The sequence below is a fragment of the Mycobacterium sp. 48b genome, assembly GCF_048282725.1.
Lineage (GTDB): Bacteria > Actinomycetota > Actinomycetes > Mycobacteriales > Mycobacteriaceae > Mycobacterium.
Genome location: NZ_JBLVUL010000001.1, coordinates 6,920,060 through 6,936,710, shown reverse-complemented (window position 1 = coordinate 6,936,710; position 16,651 = coordinate 6,920,060). Strand labels below are relative to the sequence as shown.

The window sequence follows — 16,651 nt, the reverse complement described above, 5'->3', positions numbered from 1 at the left end:
AAGCTTTCAGGAAGCATTCGGTGGTGACTTATTCACGTGCGCAAGTACTCCGTTCACCGGATGACCCGGTGCACGTCCTCGGTCACCTCGCCGCCCTCCTGGGCAATCCACGGCCCTTCGATCGACGGGTCGATGATCCCGTCCTCCAGCCACGTGTGACGACCGGCGAGCACCTCATGGGCCAGCGTGCGGTCAGAGTCGTCGCTGTTGTCCCAGAGTTCGGTGAACAGCTTTTCCGCCCGGACCCGGGATTGGCGACAGAACGCGTCGGCGAGATCGACAGCGTCGCCCGGCGCATCGCTCTGGGCCCGGACACAAGCCGCCGTCATGGCGAACAGCTCTGCCCCGATGTCGACGATCCGGCCGAGGAAGCGTTGCTTGTGTTCCAACTTGCCCTGCCAACGCGACATCGCATAGAAGGTGCTGCGCGCGAGTTTTCGGCTGGCCCGCTCGATGTAGCGCAGGTGTTCGGCCAGCGGCCCGAATTCGGTGAATGACGTTGGCAACTGGCCTTTTCCGGCGACCAGGGTGGGCAGCCACCGCGCATAGAACTTGCCGGCCTGCGCGGCGGCTTTGGCCTTGTGCCTGAGGTCTGCCTCGGGGTCGATGATGTCGCCGGCCACCGAGAGGTGCGCATCCACCGCCTCCCGGGCCAGCATCAGATGCATGATCTCGGTGGAACCTTCGAAGATCCGGTTGATCCGCATGTCCCGCAGGATCTGCTCGACGGGCACGCCGCGTTCCCCGCGGGCGGCCAGTGACTCGGCGGTCTCGAAGCCACGGCCGCCACGAATCTGGACCAGTTCGTCAGCGATCAGCCACGTCATCTCGGAGCCGTAGAGCTTGGCCAGCGCAGCCTCGATCCGGATGTCGGTGCGTCCGGCGTCGGCCAGTTCACTGGCGAGCTCGACCATCGACTCGATGCCGTAGGCGGTGGCCGCGATGAACGCCACCTTCCCGGCCACCGCGTCGTGCTCACCGACCGGCCGGCCCCACTGCACACGTTCCTTCGACCATTCCCTGGCGATCTTCAGGCACCACTTCGATGTTCCGGTACACACGGCCGGCAACGACAAACGTCCCACGTTGAGCGTGGTCAGCGCGATCTTCAGCCCTTCTCCTTCGCGGCCGATGCGGTTCGCGGCAGGCACCCGCACATCGGTGAGCCTGGTCAGGCCGTTCTCGATTCCGCGCAGCCCCATGAACGCGTTGCGGTTCGTGACGACGATGCCGGGCGTATCCGCCTCGACGACGAACGCGGTGATACCGCCGCGATGCCCGTCGCTCGCAGGCACCTGGGCCATCACCACCAGCAGGTCGGCGATGACGCCGTTGGTGGTCCACAGTTTGACCCCGTTGAGCAGATAGTCGTCCCCATCGGGGGTGGCGGTGGCGTGCAGCCGGGCCGGGTCACTGCCGACATCCGGCTCGGTCAGCAGAAACGCGCTGATCTCCCGTGTGCACCGGGGCAGCCAGGTCTGCTTCTGCTCGGCGGTCCCGAACATGGACACCGGTTGCGGCACGCCGATCGACTGGTGTGCCGAGAGCAGTGCGCCGAGCGCGGGGTGTACCGAGCCGACCAGGGCGAGCGCCTTGTTGTAGTACACCTGCGACAGGCCGAGTCCGTCGTACTCGGTGGAGATCTTCATGCCGAACGCGCCGAGCTCCTTCAAGCCCTGGATCACCTTGTCCGGGATCTGCGCGTCGCGTTCGATGACCGCGGCGTCGATCTGCGTCTCGCAGAACGCCCGCAGCGTGGCCAGGAACGCCTCGCCGCGCTCCGTCTTCTCGGCGGGACCCCGCGGATGCGGATGGACCAGATCCAAACGCAATCTGCCGAGGAACAGTTCTTTGCCGAAGCTGGGCCCCCTCCACTGCGCTTCGCGCGCCTGTTCGGCGACCTGCCTGGCCTGTCGTTCGTTGACTTCTCCGGTTGCGGTCATCACCGGCCTCCATGCGTCGGGCCCTACTCGACGGTAACTCCGTTCGGGGGTGGGATACCCGGCATTCGGTCAGGTCACGCGCGTGGTTGAGGTCATCGCTGTGACCACGGCTTCGCCGGGCTCCGGGACTGTTCGGTCAGGAGCCGGTCGGTCGTAATGCGAATACCCGAAAAATGCGGTCACCCGCACGTTCCTGGGCCAGCGCGTAATTGGGCCAGAAGTCGAGAATGGCGGTCCACGCGCGCTGACGGTCCGCGTCGGCGAGCTGTTCCACGGAGACGGTTTCGCGGTGGCCGTCACGAGTGATCTGCGCAAGGTCGGTGGCTCGCAGATTGTGCGTCCAGTCCGGGTGCGTCGGGAGCCCCCAGTTGGACCCGACCAACAGCAGGGCACCGCCGTCGCGAACATATTGGACCGTGACCGTGCGCGGAACACCTGATCTGCGCCCGGCGACCGTCAGTTGCAGCGACGGCAGGCCGGCAAGTTCGAGCACGCCGAGGCGGCCGCCGCTGACCCGCCGCAACAGGCGCTCGATCGGCGGGACCAGCCGGTGCCATCTGAGCATCAGCCGATAGGAATACGGACTGCCGGCCACCGCGCGGAGGAGTCCCATCCGGTCAGCATAGGAGGCTCATGCAGGATGACCCGCCGATGCGCGGAGCGTCATACTGACGAAGTGGCGCCGAGAAAAGTGCGGGACACATCACCGAAGCAGGGGTGGCTGTCGCCCAAGCAGCAGCGGGCCTGGGTCGCCTACATGCGCGTGCAACTGGAGATGAACTATGAGATGAACCGCCAGCTGCAGGCCGATTCCGGGTTGTCGCTCGCCGACTACGACGTGCTGGTGGCATTGAACAGCGCGCCTGACGAGGGCATGCGTGTCGGCGATCTCGCCGCGCAGATCGGCTGGGAGCGCAGCCGGTTGTCACATCAGTTGCGGCGCATGGAGGAACGCGGCCTGACTCGACGCCGACCCAGCGCCGAGGACGGCCGCACCACCAACGTCATGCTCACCGAGAGCGGACAGCAGGCCATCGAGGAGGCCGCGCCCGGTCATGTCGATCTGGTGCGCGCCCTGTTCTTCGACCCCCTGCCCGACAACCTGCTCGCACCCTTCACCGCGGCGCTGGAGCACATTCACGTCAACCTCAACCACAACAGCTCGCTGCCTCCCGAACCGGGCTAGCATTTAGGTGAACTATCACCTAAAAGTCAGAGGTGGGGACAATGAGCGAAGTGATCGGCCGACTGATGGAGGCCAATCTGCTGGCCGTGTTCGACCAGCGTGATCCCCAGCTCCGCGCGGAGGCCATCGCAACCACCTACGCGGATGACGTGCAGTGGATCGATGACGAAGGGGTCGCCAGCGGCCACGTCGAACTCAATGCCAAGGCCGCTGAACTGCAGGAAAAACTGCCCGGCCTGCATTTCGTGAAGGCGGGCCCGGTCCGGCAGACGCGCGGGCTGGGATTCTTGGCGTGGGAGCTGCGCGCCCCGGACGGCGGCGCCGTGGCGTCGGGCTTCGACGTGGCCGAGATATCGGAAGAGCGAATCGTGCGGATGTGGACGGTACTGACCGCGCCGGAATAGGTGATGTGTCACCTATGTTGTGACGGCCGGAACGCACGAACCGCACACGAACGGAGTCCGAATCATGGGACAGCTCGACGGCAAGACAGCACTGGTCACCGGTGGAACCTCGGGCATCGGCCTGGCGACCGCCCGGCGGCTCGCCGATGAAGGTGCCTACGTCTTCATCACCGGGCGCGACCGCACTCGCCTGGACGCGGCGGCCGCCTCCATCGGCGCCCACGGCATCCAGAGTGACATCGGCAGGATCGAAGACCTCGACGCCCTCGCCGAGGAGATCGGCAAGCACGGCAAGGGACTCGACGTCGTCTTCGCCAACGCCGGCGGGGGTGATTTCGCCGTCCTCGCCGAGGTCACCCCGGAGCACTACCGGGACAACTTCGATCGCAACGTCGCCGGCACGGTGTTCACCGTGCAGAAGACCCTGCCGCTGCTCAACGAGGGTGCCTCGATCGTCCTCGCCGGGTCCACCGCCGCCTCTGAGGGTGTGCCTGCGTTCGGTCTCTATGCCGCGTCCAAGGCGGCCATCCGCTCGCTCGGCCGCACTTGGGCCGCCGAACTGGCCGACCGCAAGATCCGGGTCAACACCATCGTGCCCGGGCCGATCGAAACGCCGGGGCTGACGGGGCTGGCGCCGGCCGATCAGAAACAGGACCTGCTCGACGGGATGGCGGCGCAGGTGCCGATGAAGCGGCTCGGCCGCCCTGAGGAGATCGCCGCTGCGGTGCTGTTCCTGGCCTCGGACCAGAGCAGCTTCATGACCGGGGCGGAGCTGGCTGTCGACGGTGGGCAGATTCAGCTGTGACACGAGTCTCGCTACACTTACCGTAAGTCCAACGGTTAGGAGTGGCGTTGATCAAGGTCATGCAGGGCGTGCGAGTGCTCGAGGTTGCGCAGTTCACCTTCGTACCGGCGGCCGGGGCCATCCTCGCCGACTGGGGCGCCGACGTCATCAAGGTCGAGCACCCGCTGCGCGGTGACACCCAGCGGGGCTTCATCAACATGGGCGGATTCCAACTCGACCCGGACCGCCACCCCCTCATCGAGCACCCCAATCGCGGCAAGCGCAGTGTCGGTATCGATGTCTCGACCCCCGGTGGCCAGGAGGTGCTCTACGAGATCGCCAAGACGGCGGACGTCTTCCTGACCAATTACCTTCCGGCCCAACGGCAGAAGAACAAGTTCGACGTCGAGCACATCCGGGCGGTGAATCCGAACATCATCTACGCCCGTGGTAGCGCATACGGGGACAAAGGGCCCGAGCGCGATACCGGAGGATTTGACGGCACGGCCTTCTGGACCCGCAGCGGCGTCGGGCACGCGCTCACCCCGGAAGCGATCAATGGTGCTCTGTCCCAGGGCATTCCGGCGTTCGGAGACTCGATCGGCGGGATGAACATCGCCGGAGGAATCTCCGCGGCCCTGTTCCACCGCGAGCGGACCGGGGAAGCCGCCGAGATCGACGTCTCCCTGCTGAGCACGGCATGGTGGGCGGCCGGTGCCAGCGTCAACCAGGGCATGGAGACCGGTGAGACGATGCGCTCTCTGATGCCCGACGACGCCACTTCGGTGAACCCGTTCATGGCCAACTACCGGACTTCCGACGGCGGCACCATCAACCTGTGCATCGTCAGCCCGACCGGCTACATCCGCGATGCCTTCGAACATCTCGGTCTGCCCGAGCTGGCCGATGATCCGCGGTTCTCCGATGTGCTCCCGCTGATCGAGAACGCCTCGGAAGGGGTGGAACTCATCGCGAAGGCGATCGGCAGCAAGCCGTTCGAGTACTGGCGTCAGCACCTCAAGACCATGAAGGGGCAGTGGGCGCCGTTCCAGAGCCTGGTCGATCTCGCCTCAGACGACCAGGCCGTGGCCAACGACATGATCGTCGAGGTGGAGGCCGCCGACGGCGGCAAGCCGTTCAAGGTGGTGCGTGGGCCCGTGCAGTTCAACCACGAACCGCTGGAGACCTCCCGGGCACCGCAGGCCTCCGAGCACACCGAGATCGTGCTGATGGAGCTCGGCCTCGACTGGGACCGGATCGAAGAACTCAAGGACTCCGGCGCGATCGCCTGAGCCCGCGGGTTGGTCTTGCTCTGGCGCGGGCTCTGGCGCGGCGTCGTTTTCTACCGCGCGGCTGTTGATCGGCCGCGGCTGCAACCCCCGGGTAGAAATCGGCGAAACGCACGGCGGCGCAGAAACGCCGCCGCCCGCAAGCGAAACCTAGTTACACCCGCCCGCGTGGACCCAGCGTCCGTTGTAGCCGATGCACCCACTGACGTTCGCACCCGGCGGAGGCGGTGGCGGATCCTCGGGAAGCGGGGCGTAGTACGTCGGCGGCGGCACATAGGGCGAGACCGCGTCGGCGATGTTGACGCAACCGCCCACCGAGATCCGGCGCCCGGCGCTCGCGCACACGTCGGCGGTGGCGGTGCCGGCCGGGGCGGCCAGGACGATGGCGCCGGGCAGCGCGGTGAAGGCAAGCGCGACCGTGGCCGCGCGCAGCCAGGACGATCGAGGCTTCGAGGTGTACATCATTGTCCTAATGGCTGGTCAGGCGGCTTGATGCCGCACCGGGCGCGGAAGTCGGTGAGTGGTTGCCGAATCCCGGCGAGGTCGGCGTGGGCCTGCGGGTTGGCGTCGAAGAACGTGCGCGTGGCGTCCGGAGTCTCTTCCTCCGGGCGGCTTCGCAGACCGGTGTAGAAATTGTTGACATCCGGATGTGTGAACAGATAGCTGGACGTCGCGGCAGCGACCCCGGAGGCGATGCCGGCGAGGTCGGCAGCCGTGCAATTGGGTGGGCGCGGCGGCGGCTCGGCCGCGGCGGTCACGGGGCTGAACAGACCGACGGCGACCCCGACGGCACCGGCCGCGAAAGCCGGGACCAATCCGTAGCGCACGGTGGACGGTGTGCGGGACACAGCGGGACTCCTTCCCGAGGCGGGCAGGTGCCGATTGCATCGCCCGGCGGGCCGAACATTAGCAGGCGGGACGGGGAATGCGCGACGAATCGTTCGCTCGGCAAGGACGTGGCTTGGCTTGTCGTGCCGGTGTTTAGGGGCGCGGCGGCAGCGGGGTCCGGGCGTGGCGGTACGCCGTAGGAGTGGTGCCGAACCAGCGTCTGCAGGACCGGGTGAGGACACTTTGCTCGGCGTAGCCGAGTTGGTGGCACAGCTGGTCGAGGCCGAGATCGGTGTCGAGCAGCAGTTGTTGGGCGACTTCGCGACGTGTCTGGTCGACGAGGTCGGCGAACGTGGCGTTCTCGGCGCGCAGCCGCCGTTGCAGGGCTTTGGGGTGTAGGCCGATGTGCCGGGCGATGTCGGCCAGCCCTGTCGCTCCGGTGGGCAGCAGCTGGCGCACCAGGCTGCGCACCAGTTGGCTGGTCGCCGGGTTGAATTCGCCCATCACCTTGGCGAGGTAATCGACTGCGGTCTGATGGGCGAGCTGGTCGGTGGGCAGCGGCCGCTGCAGATCGGTGGTGCGCAGGGTGAAGCCTGCGACCGGCTCGAAAAAGCTGGGCGGGCAGCCGAAGTAGCCCTCATAGTCGTCCACAGGGGCCAGTGCGGGGTGGGGCAGGTGCACGGCGACGGGGCGGTAGGCGGCGCCGAGGAACAGCCGCAGTACCTGCAGCGTGACACCCAGCGACAGCTCAATGGCCTGGGCCTGCGGCGGCGACGGGTCGAGACGGTATTCGAATTCGAACCGCCGTAGATCGGGGTCGAGATGGGTCGTCACCCGTGCGGTGATCGAAGGGCTGTAGGCCGCCATGAACTTGTCGAAAATCACGAAGGCTTCGGCGACGGTGGCGGCATTGCGCCCAGCCAGTCCGACCGGGCCCAGGATGTCGATGCCTTGGCGAAGTGCCAAACGCCGTCCGAAATCAGGGATTTCGAGCGCAGCGGCGGTGTCCTCGAGCATCCGGGCCCCGTTGGGCAGGGAGATGAAGCGGTCGTGACGACCGACATCGTCGTATGGAATGTGGGCGGCAGTGACCAGGGCACGACTATCCCCGCCGAGTTCGGTGACGAGCTGATGAAAATTCGTGAGCGCCGTCCCGCGAATCACGGCCATGTCCCAGACTGTCAAAGATTTGTCCTGGAATGTCAAGACAGAAACTGTCGGTTTGCTGCACAGTAGATGCCCGGGTCGGGGTGAATCGGCTGCGCGGCTTGCCCCACCAGCGGTCGGCTGCACAGCCCCAGTTGCCAGTGAGAGAGGGGCGCGGTGTCTGACGTGCAGGGTGACCAGTTGGTGGCGGCGGTTTTACCGGACGGTGGCGTTTTGCCCTTCCCGCCGGTGCCGTCGGGCAGTACGGCGGGCCGCACGTTGCAGGAGTCGACGTACAACCCGCGCGCGGTCCCGAAGCGACTGCATGACAACTCCCCGAACATCGTCATCGTGCTGATCGACGACGCAGGCCCCGGTCTGCCCTCGACGTTCGGCGGTGAGGTCACCACATCGACGCTCGACCGAATCTGTGGTGAAGGCGTGTCCTACAACCGCTTTCACACCACCGCCATGTGCTCGCCGACCCGGGCGTCGCTGCTCACCGGCCGTAATCACCACGAGATCGGCAACGGTCAGATCGCCGAACTGGCCAACGACTGGGACGGGTACGCCGGCAAGATCCCGCGGTCGAGCGCCACCGTGGCCGAAGTGCTCAAGCAGTACGGCTATGCCACATCGGCCTTCGGGAAGTGGCACAACACCCCCGCCGAAGAGACCACTGCCGCCGGGCCGTTCGAGAACTGGCCCACCGGACTGGGTTTCGAGTACTTCTACGGATTCCTCGCAGGCGAGGCCTCACAGTACGAACCGAACCTGGTCCGCAACACCACGGTCGTCGCTCCGCCGAAAACTCCCGAAGAGGGCTACCACCTGTCCGAGGACCTGGCCGACGATGCCATCTCCTGGTTGCGCAGGCACAAGGCGTTCAACGCCGACAAGCCCTTCATGATGTATTGGGCCAGCGGTTGCCTGCACGGGCCGCACCACGTCATGAAGGAGTGGGCCGACAGGTACGCCGGCAAGTTCGACGATGGCTGGGATGCCTACCGGCAGCGGGTGTTCGAGCGGGCCAAGGACAAGGGCTGGATCCCGCAGGATTGCGAACTGACCGAACGTGACGAGACGCTGGCCGGCTGGGACGACATCCCCGAAGACGAGAAGCCGTTCCAGCGCCGCCTGATGGAGGTCGCGGCCGGCTACGCCGAGCACGTGGACGTCCAGGTCGGCCGCATCGCCGATGAGCTCGAATCGCTGGGGTACGCCGACAACACACTGTTCTTCTACATCTGGGGTGACAACGGATCCTCGGGCGAAGGCCAGAACGGCACGATCGCCGAACTCCTGGCGCAGAACGGGATTCCCACCACCGTGCGCCAGCACATCGACGCCCTGGAGGAGCTCGGCGGCCTCGATGTCCTGGGTTCGCCGCTGGTCGACAACCAGTACCACGCGGGCTGGGCGTGGGCAGGCAGCACGCCGTACAAGGGCATGAAACTGCTCGCGTCCCACCTCGGTGGTACCCGCAACCCGATGGCGGTCCGCTGGCCGGCCCGGATCAACCCGGATGCCGCTCCCCGCGACGTGTTCGTGCACTGCAACGACATCGTGCCGACGATCTACGACGTCGTCGGCATCGCACCGCCGCACACGGTCAACGGCGAACCCCAGATGCCGATCGCCGGGGCCAGTTTCGCCCGCACGCTCGCGGACCGAAATGCCCCTGGCGGCAAGAAGACCCAATACTTCGAGGTCATGGGCAGCCGAGGCATCTACCACGACGGCTGGATGGCCTCGGCGCGCGGACCACGGTTGCCGTGGGTGCCGGGCCAGCCGCCCGGTATCGCCACGTGGACGCCGGACAACGACGCCTGGGAGCTGTACCACCTCGACGAAGACTGGTCGCAGGCTAACGACCTCGCCGCCGAACAGCCCGAGAAGCTCGCCCAGATGCGGGAGATGTTCATGGTCGAGGCTGCCCGCAATGCGGTGCTGCCCATCGGCGGTGGGCTCTGGGTTCCGGTGTATCACCCGGAGTTGCGTATCGCCCCGCCCTACAAGGAGTGGGAATTCTCGGGTGACACCATCCGGATGCCCGAATTCTGTGCACCGGCGCTCGGCAACAAGAACAACGTCGTCACCATCGATGTCGACATCCCCGCCAACGCCAGCGGGGTGCTCTACGCCCTCGGCGCGGCCGCGGGCGGGCTGACGGTCTACCTCGACGACGGTCAACTCTGCTACGAGTACAACCTGTTCATCCTGTCGCGTACCAAGGTCCGTTCTGAAGGCAAGGTGCCGCCGGGGCGTGCCACGATCACCGTGACCACCCAGTACACGGACCCACGCCCTGGTGGTCCGCTCGACATCACCATCGCGCGCGACGGCGAAACGATTGCCCATGGTCAGGTGCCGATCAGCGCACCGCTGTTGTTCACCGCCAACGACTGCCTCGACATCGGTACGTGCCTGGGCTCACCGGTGTCGCTCGACTACCGCGAGCGCGCACCCTTCCCCTTCGAAGGCCAGATTCACCGCGTCCACGTCGCGTACACCTGATTTGCCGGGGTATTTGCCGCCAACACGCGAAATGGCTGCCAGACCAGGTCTGGCAGCCATTTCGCGTGTTGTCTGAAGGGTGATGGACTAGATGTGCACCGCCCGGTGACGATGGCGAAGCAGCCGGGTCAACCAGCGGACATCGATCAACATTGCGTTGGCCTTTCTCTCAGGCGCTCTTGGTAAGCAGGGGGAGCAACCGGCGGCGAGCCGTGTTGCCTTCGGCGAAGTGATGCAGGGCTTCGGGTACCGACGAGCTGAGCGGTACGTCCACGTCCTGGTGGTGGATCTCGGCGACGACCGGCTGGCTGGCGACTACCGTCCAGTCCACGCCCAGGGCGCCGCATTTCTCATCGATGTCGTAGAACAGCGATATCGCCTGCGGTGCAAAGCTGTTCACGCCACTCAGATCGAGGGCCAAAGGCTTCTCCGCAAGGATGAACCGATTTACATACGACGCGATCTGGTCGATGTTGTTGCTGTCGACGTCTCCCTTGACGGTCACCACTGTCGCCAGCTGCCGGCACTGGGCGCGCATTGATGCGCCCTCGCAGATGACCGCCGAGTTCCCGTATCGAAAGTGTCGATCCATTGCCGGGGTGTTGTTCGTGAATGTCATGATCAGCCTCCCGCCGTCTTTCTTGAGCTCTGGCTGAGCTCCGTCGCGTCAACCTGTCCCCAAAGTTATGCGGGCAAAATAAGGCGGCTGGGAGCCAGCGTTAATACTTTGCTAAGAACCCTTCGGGGCTTACTCGTCGGTAAGGTTCACACCACGAGCACGTCGAGCGTTCGGGGTCCGTGCACACCTTCTACCCGCTGTAGTTCGATATCGCTGGTGGCGCTGGGGCCGGAGATGAAGGTCAGTGGCCGTGTCGGCGCCAGCTCGGCGAATGCCTGCGGCACGGTGTCCACGACCTGATCGGCCCTCACTACACAGATGTGGTGGTCAGGCACCAGGGTCAGCGCACGTCGCCCTTGGCCGCGGCCCGCATCCAGCACGATCGTCCCAGTCGCGGCGATGCCGAGTGCGCATCCGGTCAGCACGGCGTCGGCTGTGTCGAGTTGCTCGACGCTGAGCGCGGGCGCATCGGTCACTGCCGTCAACCCCGCCGTCCAGTCGGGCGGCAAGTCTGCCGGGATGACCACCGTGGCCTCCGGCCCGACCAGTTCGAGGACGGTCGCCGCGATCGCGTCGGCCTGGATGAGGTGTACCCGGGCCCGGTATTCGGAGACCGTCTCGGCGAACCGCTCGATGCTGCCCGCGCCGGTCAACGGCTCGCGGTGATAGTCCCGCGGCACCGCGACGGCCCGAGGCGGCGCGGCGGCCAGAGCGGCGTGGACCCGGCCGAGTATCGCGGCTCTGGCCCCAGGCGTCGGGCCGGTCACTCGCGGTCTCCCTCATGGGTGCGGTTCCACCACTGCCGGAACGTCTCGGCAGGCGGCTCGGGAACGTCACGGCTGGCCGTCCACCTGGAGGCAGGCCAGGGCAGCGCCGAGATGCGGTGATCGCGCCCGGCGATCAGCCGCCCGGCGGCCAGGGCTTTTTCGGCCAGGGAGAACCGGCCGGCGCCGGACATGGCCCAGCCCGCAACCTTCATGGCCAGGTCCTGCCCGCTCGGCAGGCCTCCTCTTCCTGGTCCACCTGCTGCGCGCGCAGGTGGACCAGGATCGACGGAATGTCGATGCGCACCGGACAGGCTTCGAAGCACGCCCCGCACAGCGACGAGGCATAGGGCAGGCTGGCGTTGGGGTCGCCGTGGCCGGTGGTGCCGGTGAGCTGCGGGCTCAGAATCGCACCGATCGGTCCGGGATAGACCGAGCCGTAGGCGTGGCCGCCGGTGCGTTCGTACACCGGGCAGACGTTCAGGCACGCGCTGCACCGGATGCAGTGCAGCGCGGCGCGTCCCACCTCGTCGGCCAGTACCCGGCTGCGGCCGTTGTCCAACAGGACCAGGTGGAACTCCTGCGGGCCGTCGCCGGGATGTACGCCGGTCCACATCGAGGTGTACGGGTTCATCCGTTCCGCCGTCGACGAACGCGGCAACAACTGCATGAAGACCTCGAGATCGGCGAATGTCGGCACGATCTTCTCGATGCCCATCACGGTGATGAGCGTCTGCGGCAGCGTCAGGCACATCCGGCCGTTGCCTTCGGACTCCACCACCGCGAGCGTGCCGGTCTCGGCGATGCCGAAGTTGGCGCCGCTGATCGCGACTTTCGCGGTGAGGAACTTGCGTCGCAGATGGGCCCTGGCCGCCATCGCCAGCACCCGGGGTTCGTCGGTGAGCTCACCCGCGTCGGGCATCTCCCGTTCGAAGATCTCACGGATCTCGGCGCGGTTGCGGTGAATGGCGGGTACCAGGATGTGGCTGGGCTTGTCATGGCCGAGCTGCACGATCAACTCGGCCAGATCGGTTTCGAACGCGGCGATCCCCCGGGCTTCCAGGTACTCGTTGAGGCCGATCTCCTGGGTCGCCATCGACTTGACCTTCACCACTTCATCGGAGCCCGTGGCCCGGATGAGGTCGGCGACGATGCGGTTGGCCTCGTCACCGTCGCGGGCCCAGTGCACCACGCCGCCGCGCGCGGTGACGTTGTCCTCGAGCTGCTCGAGCAACTCGGGAAGCCTCGCCATGACGTCCTGCTTGAGGGCGCTGCCCGCTGCACGCAACTGTTCCCAGTCGTCGCATTCGCGGATTGCCTTGAGACGCTTGGTGCGAATGGTATGGGTGGCATGCCCGATGTTGCGGCGCAGCTGGGAGTCGGCGAGCGCGGTGCGGGCCGCGGCGGAAAAGGGCTCGTCGCCGCGGAGGTTGCCGACGCCCGGGGTGCCAAGGAATGTGCTCATCCTTCGGCCGCCAAGATCTCGGCCAGGTGCACGGTGCGCACACCGGAGCGCAGCCGGCTCAGCCCGCCGCCGATGTGCATCAGGCACGAGGAGTCCCCGGCGCTGCATACCTCGGCGTCGGTCTCCAGGATGTGGGCCATCTTGTCGGCCAGCATGGCGGTGGAGGTATCGGCGTTCTTGATCGCGAAGGTTCCGCCGAAGCCGCAACAGGATTCGGCCCCGGGCAGCTGGACCAGCGTCAGTCCGCGCACGTTGCGCAGCAGCCTCAGCGGCTTGTCGCCGACCCCGAGCATGCGCAGCGAGTGGCAGGTTGGGTGATAGGTGACGCGGTGCGGATAGTAGGCGCCGACGTCGTCGACGCCGAGCACGTCGATCAGCAGTTCTGACAACTCGTAGGTCTGTTCCGCAAGGAGTTCGGCACGGCACGCCAGCTCCTCGTCGCCGGCCCGGCGGGCCACCATCGCGTGTTGGTGCCGCACCGAACCCACACACGAGCCCGACGGCGCGACCACCGCGTCGCAGTTCGCGGATTCGAAGGTCTCGACGTGGTTGCGCACCAGCGCGGTGGCTTCCCTGAGATAGCCGGTGTTGACATGCATTTGACCGCAACAGGTTTGACCTTTTGGGAATTCAACCTGGTGGCCGAGGCGCTCGAGCAGCTGCACCGTGGCGATCGCGGCGGGCGGGAACATCGCATCCGCCAGGCAGGTCGCGAACAGGGCGATTCGCATGCGCACTCCTCACCTCACTCGCGGTGCCACTGCGCGCCGCGGTAGTTCTCCCATGGGTTGTAGTCGGCGAGCAGCTCTTCCTGCGGGGGGCGTTCGGCCTCGGGCACGTGCTGCAGGTTGATCCGCACCCGGTACCAGATCGAGCTCGGCCCCCGCATCCCGTCGAGCAGGATGTCGACGGGCTCGAGTCGCTCGGCCACCGCGGGATGGCGCCCGCGCCACACGTCCAGCGCCGCCATCGCCTCGTCCTTGGTCTTGGTCTTGGCGATCTCGATCAGCGGCATGCTCGACTGCCTGCGCCCATCGTGCGAGGCGCCCTTCGGTGCCTTCTCGGCGGGGCCGAGTTCCTTCGCGAGAGCGAGTAGGGGATCCAACTCGCCGACCGTGATGTCCATGCCCTCCCACGGATCGCCGATCTCGGCGAACCGGTCCGGAACTGTGGCGACCGTGAACGCCTCGGGGCGGCACCCGTCGACCTCGTCCCAGCGCAGCGGTGTGGACACCCGGGCGTCGGAGGTGGCTCGCACGGAGTAGGCCGAGGCCACCGTGCGGTCCTTGGCGTTCTGGTTGAAGTCGACGAAGACCCGGGAGCCTCGTTCCTCCTTCCACCATCGCGCCGTCGCCAGGTCCGGGACACGTCGCTCCACCTCGCGGGCCACTGTTTCGGCGGCCAGCCGGACCTTGGTGAACGGCCACCTCGGGTGGATGCGGGCGTAGATGTGGAAGCCGCGCGAGCCCGAGGTCTTGGGCCACGCCGTCAGGCCGTGTTCTTCCAGCACCTCGCGGGCGACCTGGGCGACGTCGACGATCTGTGTCCAGCCGACCCCGGGCATCGGGTCCAGGTCGACCCGCAGTTCGTCGGGGTGGTCGAGGTCTTCGGCCCGTACCGGGTGCGGGTTCAGGTCGACGCACCCCAGGTTCACCGCCCACGCCAGTCCTGCGACATCGCGCAGGACTGCTTCCTTGGCCGAAGTGCCGGACCGGTATTTGAGCTCGGCGACATCCACGTAATCCGGCCGCTTCTCCGGTGCCCGCTTCTGGAAGATGGCCTCGGTGGCGATGCCCTTGACGAACCGTTTGAGGATCATCGGTCGTCCGTACACCCCGCGCAGGGCACCGTCGGCCACTGACCGGTAGTAGTTGATCAGGTCCAGCTTGGTGACGTGCGCGTCCGGGAAGACCACCTTGTCGGGGTTGCTGACGGCCACCTCGAGGCCGTCTATCTCCAGCAACACTGCACCGGCCATGAGCACATGGTAGTTACTGCCCGCGGTGCGATAGATGTCACTTATTGTTGCGGCATGCCAAGTCTGTCTGATCTGCCCGCGAACCTGACCGCGAAGGCCAAGCAGTACGCGGAGCGTGGCGCGGCCGAATTGCACTACGCGCGCAAGATGTTCGAGGCGGGCGCACTGCGACTGGAACCGCCCCAGAACATCGTGGCCATGCTGGGTGACATCCGTACCTGGGGTGAGATCGGGATGATCCCGGCGCTCAACGCGCGCAGGCACCCCAACCGGGTCGCAGTCATCGACGACGAAGGCGAGTTCACCTTCGGTGAGCTCGACCACGCGGCGCACGCGGTGGCCCACGAACTGCTCACCATGGGTGTCCGCGGCGGTGACGGGGTAGGGATCCTGGCCCGCAATCACCGCTGGTTCCTGGTCGCGCTGTACGGCGCCGCCCGCGTTGGCGCCCGGATCATCCTGCTCAACTCGGAGTTCTCGGGACCGCAGATCAAAGAGGTCTCCGAGCGCGAGGGTGCCAAGGTGATCATCTACGACGACGAGTACACCGCCGCGGTGGCCCACGCCGAACCGGAGCTGGGCAAGTTGCGGTCCCTGGCCGTCAACCCGGATTCCGACAAGCCCTCCGGCAGCACCGACGAGACCTTGGCCGAGGTCATCGCGCGCGGCAACGGCAGGCCCGCGCCCAAGGCCGGTAAGCACCCGTCGATCATCATCCTGACCAGCGGCACCACCGGAACCCCCAAGGGTGCCAACCGGGCCGCCCCGCCGTCTCTCGCCCCGATCGGGGGAGTGCTGTCACACGTCCCGTTCAAGGCCGGCGAGGTGACCGCGCTTCCCGCGCCGATGTTCCATGCGCTCGGGTTCCTGCACGCCACCATCGCGATGATGCTGGGCACGACCCTGGTGTTACGTCGCCGGTTCAAGCCCGCCACGTTGTTGGAAGACGTTGAGAAGCACCAGGTCACCGCCATGGTGGTGGTGCCCGTCATGCTGTCGCGAATGCTCGACCATCTCGAGCAGATGAAGCCCAAGCCCAATCTGTCCTCCCTGCGGATCGTGTTCGTCTCCGGATCACAGTTGGGCGCCGAGTTGGCCTCACGGGCCCTCAAGGACCTCGGGCCGGTCATCTACAACCTCTACGGATCGACCGAGATCGCCTTCGCGAGCATCGCCCGGCCCAAAGACCTGTCCATCAACCCGTCGACGGTCGGGCCGGTGGTCAAGGGCATCACCGTCAAGATCATCGACGACAACGGCCACGAGCTCCCGCAGGGGCAGGTGGGACGCATCTTCGTGCGAAACACCTTCCCGTTCAAGGGCTATACCGGCGGCGGGGGCAAGCAGATCATCGACGGCATGCTGTCCTCCGGCGATGTCGGCTACTTCGACGAGCACGGTCTGCTCTACGTCAGCGGCCGCGATGACGAGATGATCGTCTCCGGCGGGGAGAATGTTTTCCCGGCCGAGGTCGAGGATCTGATCAGCGGCCATCCCGACGTCATCGAGGCGACGGCGCTCGGTGTCGAGGACAAGGAATGGGGTGCCCGGTTGAAGGCCTTCGTGGTCAAGGCCGAGGGGGCCAGCCTCGACGAGGACGCCATCAAGACCTACGTGAAAGAACATCTGGCCCGCTACAAGGTGCCGCGTGAGGTCGTCTTCCTCGACGAGCTGCCCCGCAATCCGACCGGCAAGATCCTCAAGCGCGAACTCCGCAACCTGGAATAG

The 16,651-nt window shown here is 66.5% G+C and carries 15 protein-coding genes and 1 pseudogene; 6 read left to right on the top strand and 10 right to left on the bottom strand.

Going from position 1 to position 16,651, the window contains the following annotated elements; translation table 11 throughout:
- Nucleotides 1-53: 53 nt before the first annotated feature.
- Together ACNQR1_RS33955 and ACNQR1_RS33950 are read right to left on the bottom strand one after the other, a co-directional pair.
- Nucleotides 54-1,943 carry an acyl-CoA dehydrogenase family protein gene (locus tag ACNQR1_RS33955; protein WP_418049892.1) on the bottom strand — a complete coding sequence of 630 codons (1,890 nt, stop codon included), beginning with the start codon at nt 1,941-1,943 and terminating at the stop codon, nt 54-56.
- A 136-nt stretch (nt 1,944-2,079) separates the two neighbouring features.
- On the bottom strand, nt 2,080-2,556 hold the full coding sequence (locus ACNQR1_RS33950; protein ID WP_418049891.1) for a nitroreductase family deazaflavin-dependent oxidoreductase: 477 nt from the start codon (nt 2,554-2,556) through the stop codon (nt 2,080-2,082).
- 63 nt (nt 2,557-2,619) lie between these two features.
- On the opposite strand from ACNQR1_RS33950, the gene ACNQR1_RS33945 reads away from it, so the two are divergent.
- The 4 genes from ACNQR1_RS33945 to ACNQR1_RS33930 all read left to right on the top strand — a co-directional run bounded on the left by ACNQR1_RS33945 (nt 2,620) and on the right by ACNQR1_RS33930 (nt 5,609).
- A complete protein-coding gene (locus ACNQR1_RS33945) occupies nt 2,620-3,129 on the top strand; it encodes a MarR family winged helix-turn-helix transcriptional regulator (protein WP_418049890.1) in 510 nt (169 codons plus the stop codon).
- Between the two features lie 41 nt (nt 3,130-3,170).
- Nucleotides 3,171-3,533, top strand: a complete 363-nt coding sequence (locus ACNQR1_RS33940; RefSeq protein ID WP_418049889.1) for a nuclear transport factor 2 family protein — start codon at nt 3,171-3,173, stop codon at nt 3,531-3,533.
- A gap of 64 nt (nt 3,534-3,597) precedes the next feature.
- Nucleotides 3,598-4,338: an SDR family oxidoreductase gene (locus ACNQR1_RS33935; protein WP_418049888.1), complete on the top strand. Its 741-nt coding sequence runs from the start codon at nt 3,598-3,600 to the stop codon at nt 4,336-4,338.
- A gap of 59 nt (nt 4,339-4,397) precedes the next feature.
- The gene (locus ACNQR1_RS33930) at nt 4,398-5,609 is read left to right on the top strand and encodes a CaiB/BaiF CoA transferase family protein (protein ID WP_418050608.1); all 1,212 of its coding nucleotides are present in this window, start codon (nt 4,398-4,400) and stop codon (nt 5,607-5,609) included.
- A 147-nt stretch (nt 5,610-5,756) separates the two neighbouring features.
- On the opposite strand, the gene ACNQR1_RS33925 is transcribed toward ACNQR1_RS33930, so the two are convergent.
- The 3 genes from ACNQR1_RS33925 to ACNQR1_RS33915 form a co-directional block, all read right to left on the bottom strand.
- Nucleotides 5,757-6,071: a hypothetical protein gene (locus ACNQR1_RS33925; RefSeq protein WP_418049887.1), complete on the bottom strand. Its 315-nt coding sequence runs from the start codon at nt 6,069-6,071 to the stop codon at nt 5,757-5,759.
- Complete coding sequence (locus ACNQR1_RS33920) at nt 6,068-6,454, bottom strand: heme-binding protein (protein WP_418049886.1); 387 nt, start codon at nt 6,452-6,454, stop codon at nt 6,068-6,070. Before ACNQR1_RS33920 ends, ACNQR1_RS33925 begins: the two co-directional genes overlap by 4 nt.
- A gap of 133 nt (nt 6,455-6,587) precedes the next feature.
- Nucleotides 6,588-7,604, bottom strand: coding sequence for an AraC family transcriptional regulator ligand-binding domain-containing protein (locus ACNQR1_RS33915; protein ID WP_418049885.1), 1,017 nt, complete (start codon nt 7,602-7,604; stop codon nt 6,588-6,590).
- A gap of 153 nt (nt 7,605-7,757) precedes the next feature.
- Between ACNQR1_RS33915 and ACNQR1_RS33910 the strand changes: the two genes are divergently transcribed.
- Nucleotides 7,758-10,097, top strand: coding sequence for an arylsulfatase (locus tag ACNQR1_RS33910; RefSeq protein ID WP_418049884.1), 2,340 nt, complete (start codon nt 7,758-7,760; stop codon nt 10,095-10,097).
- A gap of 169 nt (nt 10,098-10,266) precedes the next feature.
- Here the strand turns inward: ACNQR1_RS33910 and ACNQR1_RS33905 are convergent, their stop codons facing one another.
- The 5 genes and pseudogenes from ACNQR1_RS33905 to ligD all read right to left on the bottom strand — a co-directional run bounded on the left by ACNQR1_RS33905 (nt 10,267) and on the right by ligD (nt 14,923).
- Entirely contained in the window at nt 10,267-10,716 is a 450-nt protein-coding gene (locus ACNQR1_RS33905; protein ID WP_418049883.1) for an STAS domain-containing protein, read from the bottom strand.
- Nucleotides 10,717-10,862: 146 nt separating this feature from the next.
- The gene (locus tag ACNQR1_RS33900; RefSeq protein ID WP_418049882.1) at nt 10,863-11,483 is read right to left on the bottom strand and encodes a LutC/YkgG family protein; all 621 of its coding nucleotides are present in this window, start codon (nt 11,481-11,483) and stop codon (nt 10,863-10,865) included.
- Nucleotides 11,480-12,945: pseudogene (locus tag ACNQR1_RS33895) on the bottom strand (LutB/LldF family L-lactate oxidation iron-sulfur protein). Before ACNQR1_RS33895 ends, ACNQR1_RS33900 begins: the two are co-directional and overlap by 4 nt.
- On the bottom strand, nt 12,942-13,676 hold the full coding sequence (locus tag ACNQR1_RS33890; protein WP_418049881.1) for a (Fe-S)-binding protein: 735 nt from the start codon (nt 13,674-13,676) through the stop codon (nt 12,942-12,944). The pseudogene ACNQR1_RS33895 and the gene ACNQR1_RS33890 overlap by 4 nt, the downstream one beginning before the upstream one ends.
- A 14-nt stretch (nt 13,677-13,690) precedes the next feature.
- Nucleotides 13,691-14,923 carry a non-homologous end-joining DNA ligase gene (gene ligD / locus ACNQR1_RS33885; protein ID WP_418049880.1) on the bottom strand — a complete coding sequence of 411 codons (1,233 nt, stop codon included), beginning with the start codon at nt 14,921-14,923 and terminating at the stop codon, nt 13,691-13,693.
- Nucleotides 14,924-14,977: 54 nt separating this feature from the next.
- Here ligD and fadD2 point away from each other — a divergent pair, with 54 nt between their 5' ends.
- On the top strand, nt 14,978-16,651 hold the full coding sequence (fadD2, locus tag ACNQR1_RS33880; protein WP_418049879.1) for a long-chain-fatty-acid--CoA ligase FadD2: 1,674 nt from the start codon (nt 14,978-14,980) through the stop codon (nt 16,649-16,651).

Bases quoted from the DNA above. Each gene is read 5' to 3' on its own strand.
- ACNQR1_RS33890 (WP_418049881.1), bottom strand. From the start codon at position 13,676: ATGCGAATCGCCCTGTTCGCGACCTGCCTGGCGGATGCGATGTTCCCG.
- ACNQR1_RS33905 (WP_418049883.1), bottom strand. From the start codon at position 10,716: ATGACATTCACGAACAACACCCCGGCAATGGATCGACACTTTCGATAC.
- ACNQR1_RS33955 (WP_418049892.1), bottom strand. From the start codon at position 1,943: ATGACCGCAACCGGAGAAGTCAACGAACGACAGGCCAGGCAGGTCGCC.
- ligD (WP_418049880.1), bottom strand. From the start codon at position 14,923: ATGGCCGGTGCAGTGTTGCTGGAGATAGACGGCCTCGAGGTGGCCGTC.
- ACNQR1_RS33950 (WP_418049891.1), bottom strand. From the start codon at position 2,556: ATGGGACTCCTCCGCGCGGTGGCCGGCAGTCCGTATTCCTATCGGCTG.
- ACNQR1_RS33915 (WP_418049885.1), bottom strand. From the start codon at position 7,604: ATGGCCGTGATTCGCGGGACGGCGCTCACGAATTTTCATCAGCTCGTC.
- fadD2 (WP_418049879.1), top strand. From the start codon at position 14,978: ATGCCAAGTCTGTCTGATCTGCCCGCGAACCTGACCGCGAAGGCCAAG.
- ACNQR1_RS33940 (WP_418049889.1), top strand. From the start codon at position 3,171: ATGAGCGAAGTGATCGGCCGACTGATGGAGGCCAATCTGCTGGCCGTG.
- ACNQR1_RS33925 (WP_418049887.1), bottom strand. From the start codon at position 6,071: ATGATGTACACCTCGAAGCCTCGATCGTCCTGGCTGCGCGCGGCCACG.
- ACNQR1_RS33935 (WP_418049888.1), top strand. From the start codon at position 3,598: ATGGGACAGCTCGACGGCAAGACAGCACTGGTCACCGGTGGAACCTCG.
- ACNQR1_RS33930 (WP_418050608.1), top strand. From the start codon at position 4,398: ATGCAGGGCGTGCGAGTGCTCGAGGTTGCGCAGTTCACCTTCGTACCG.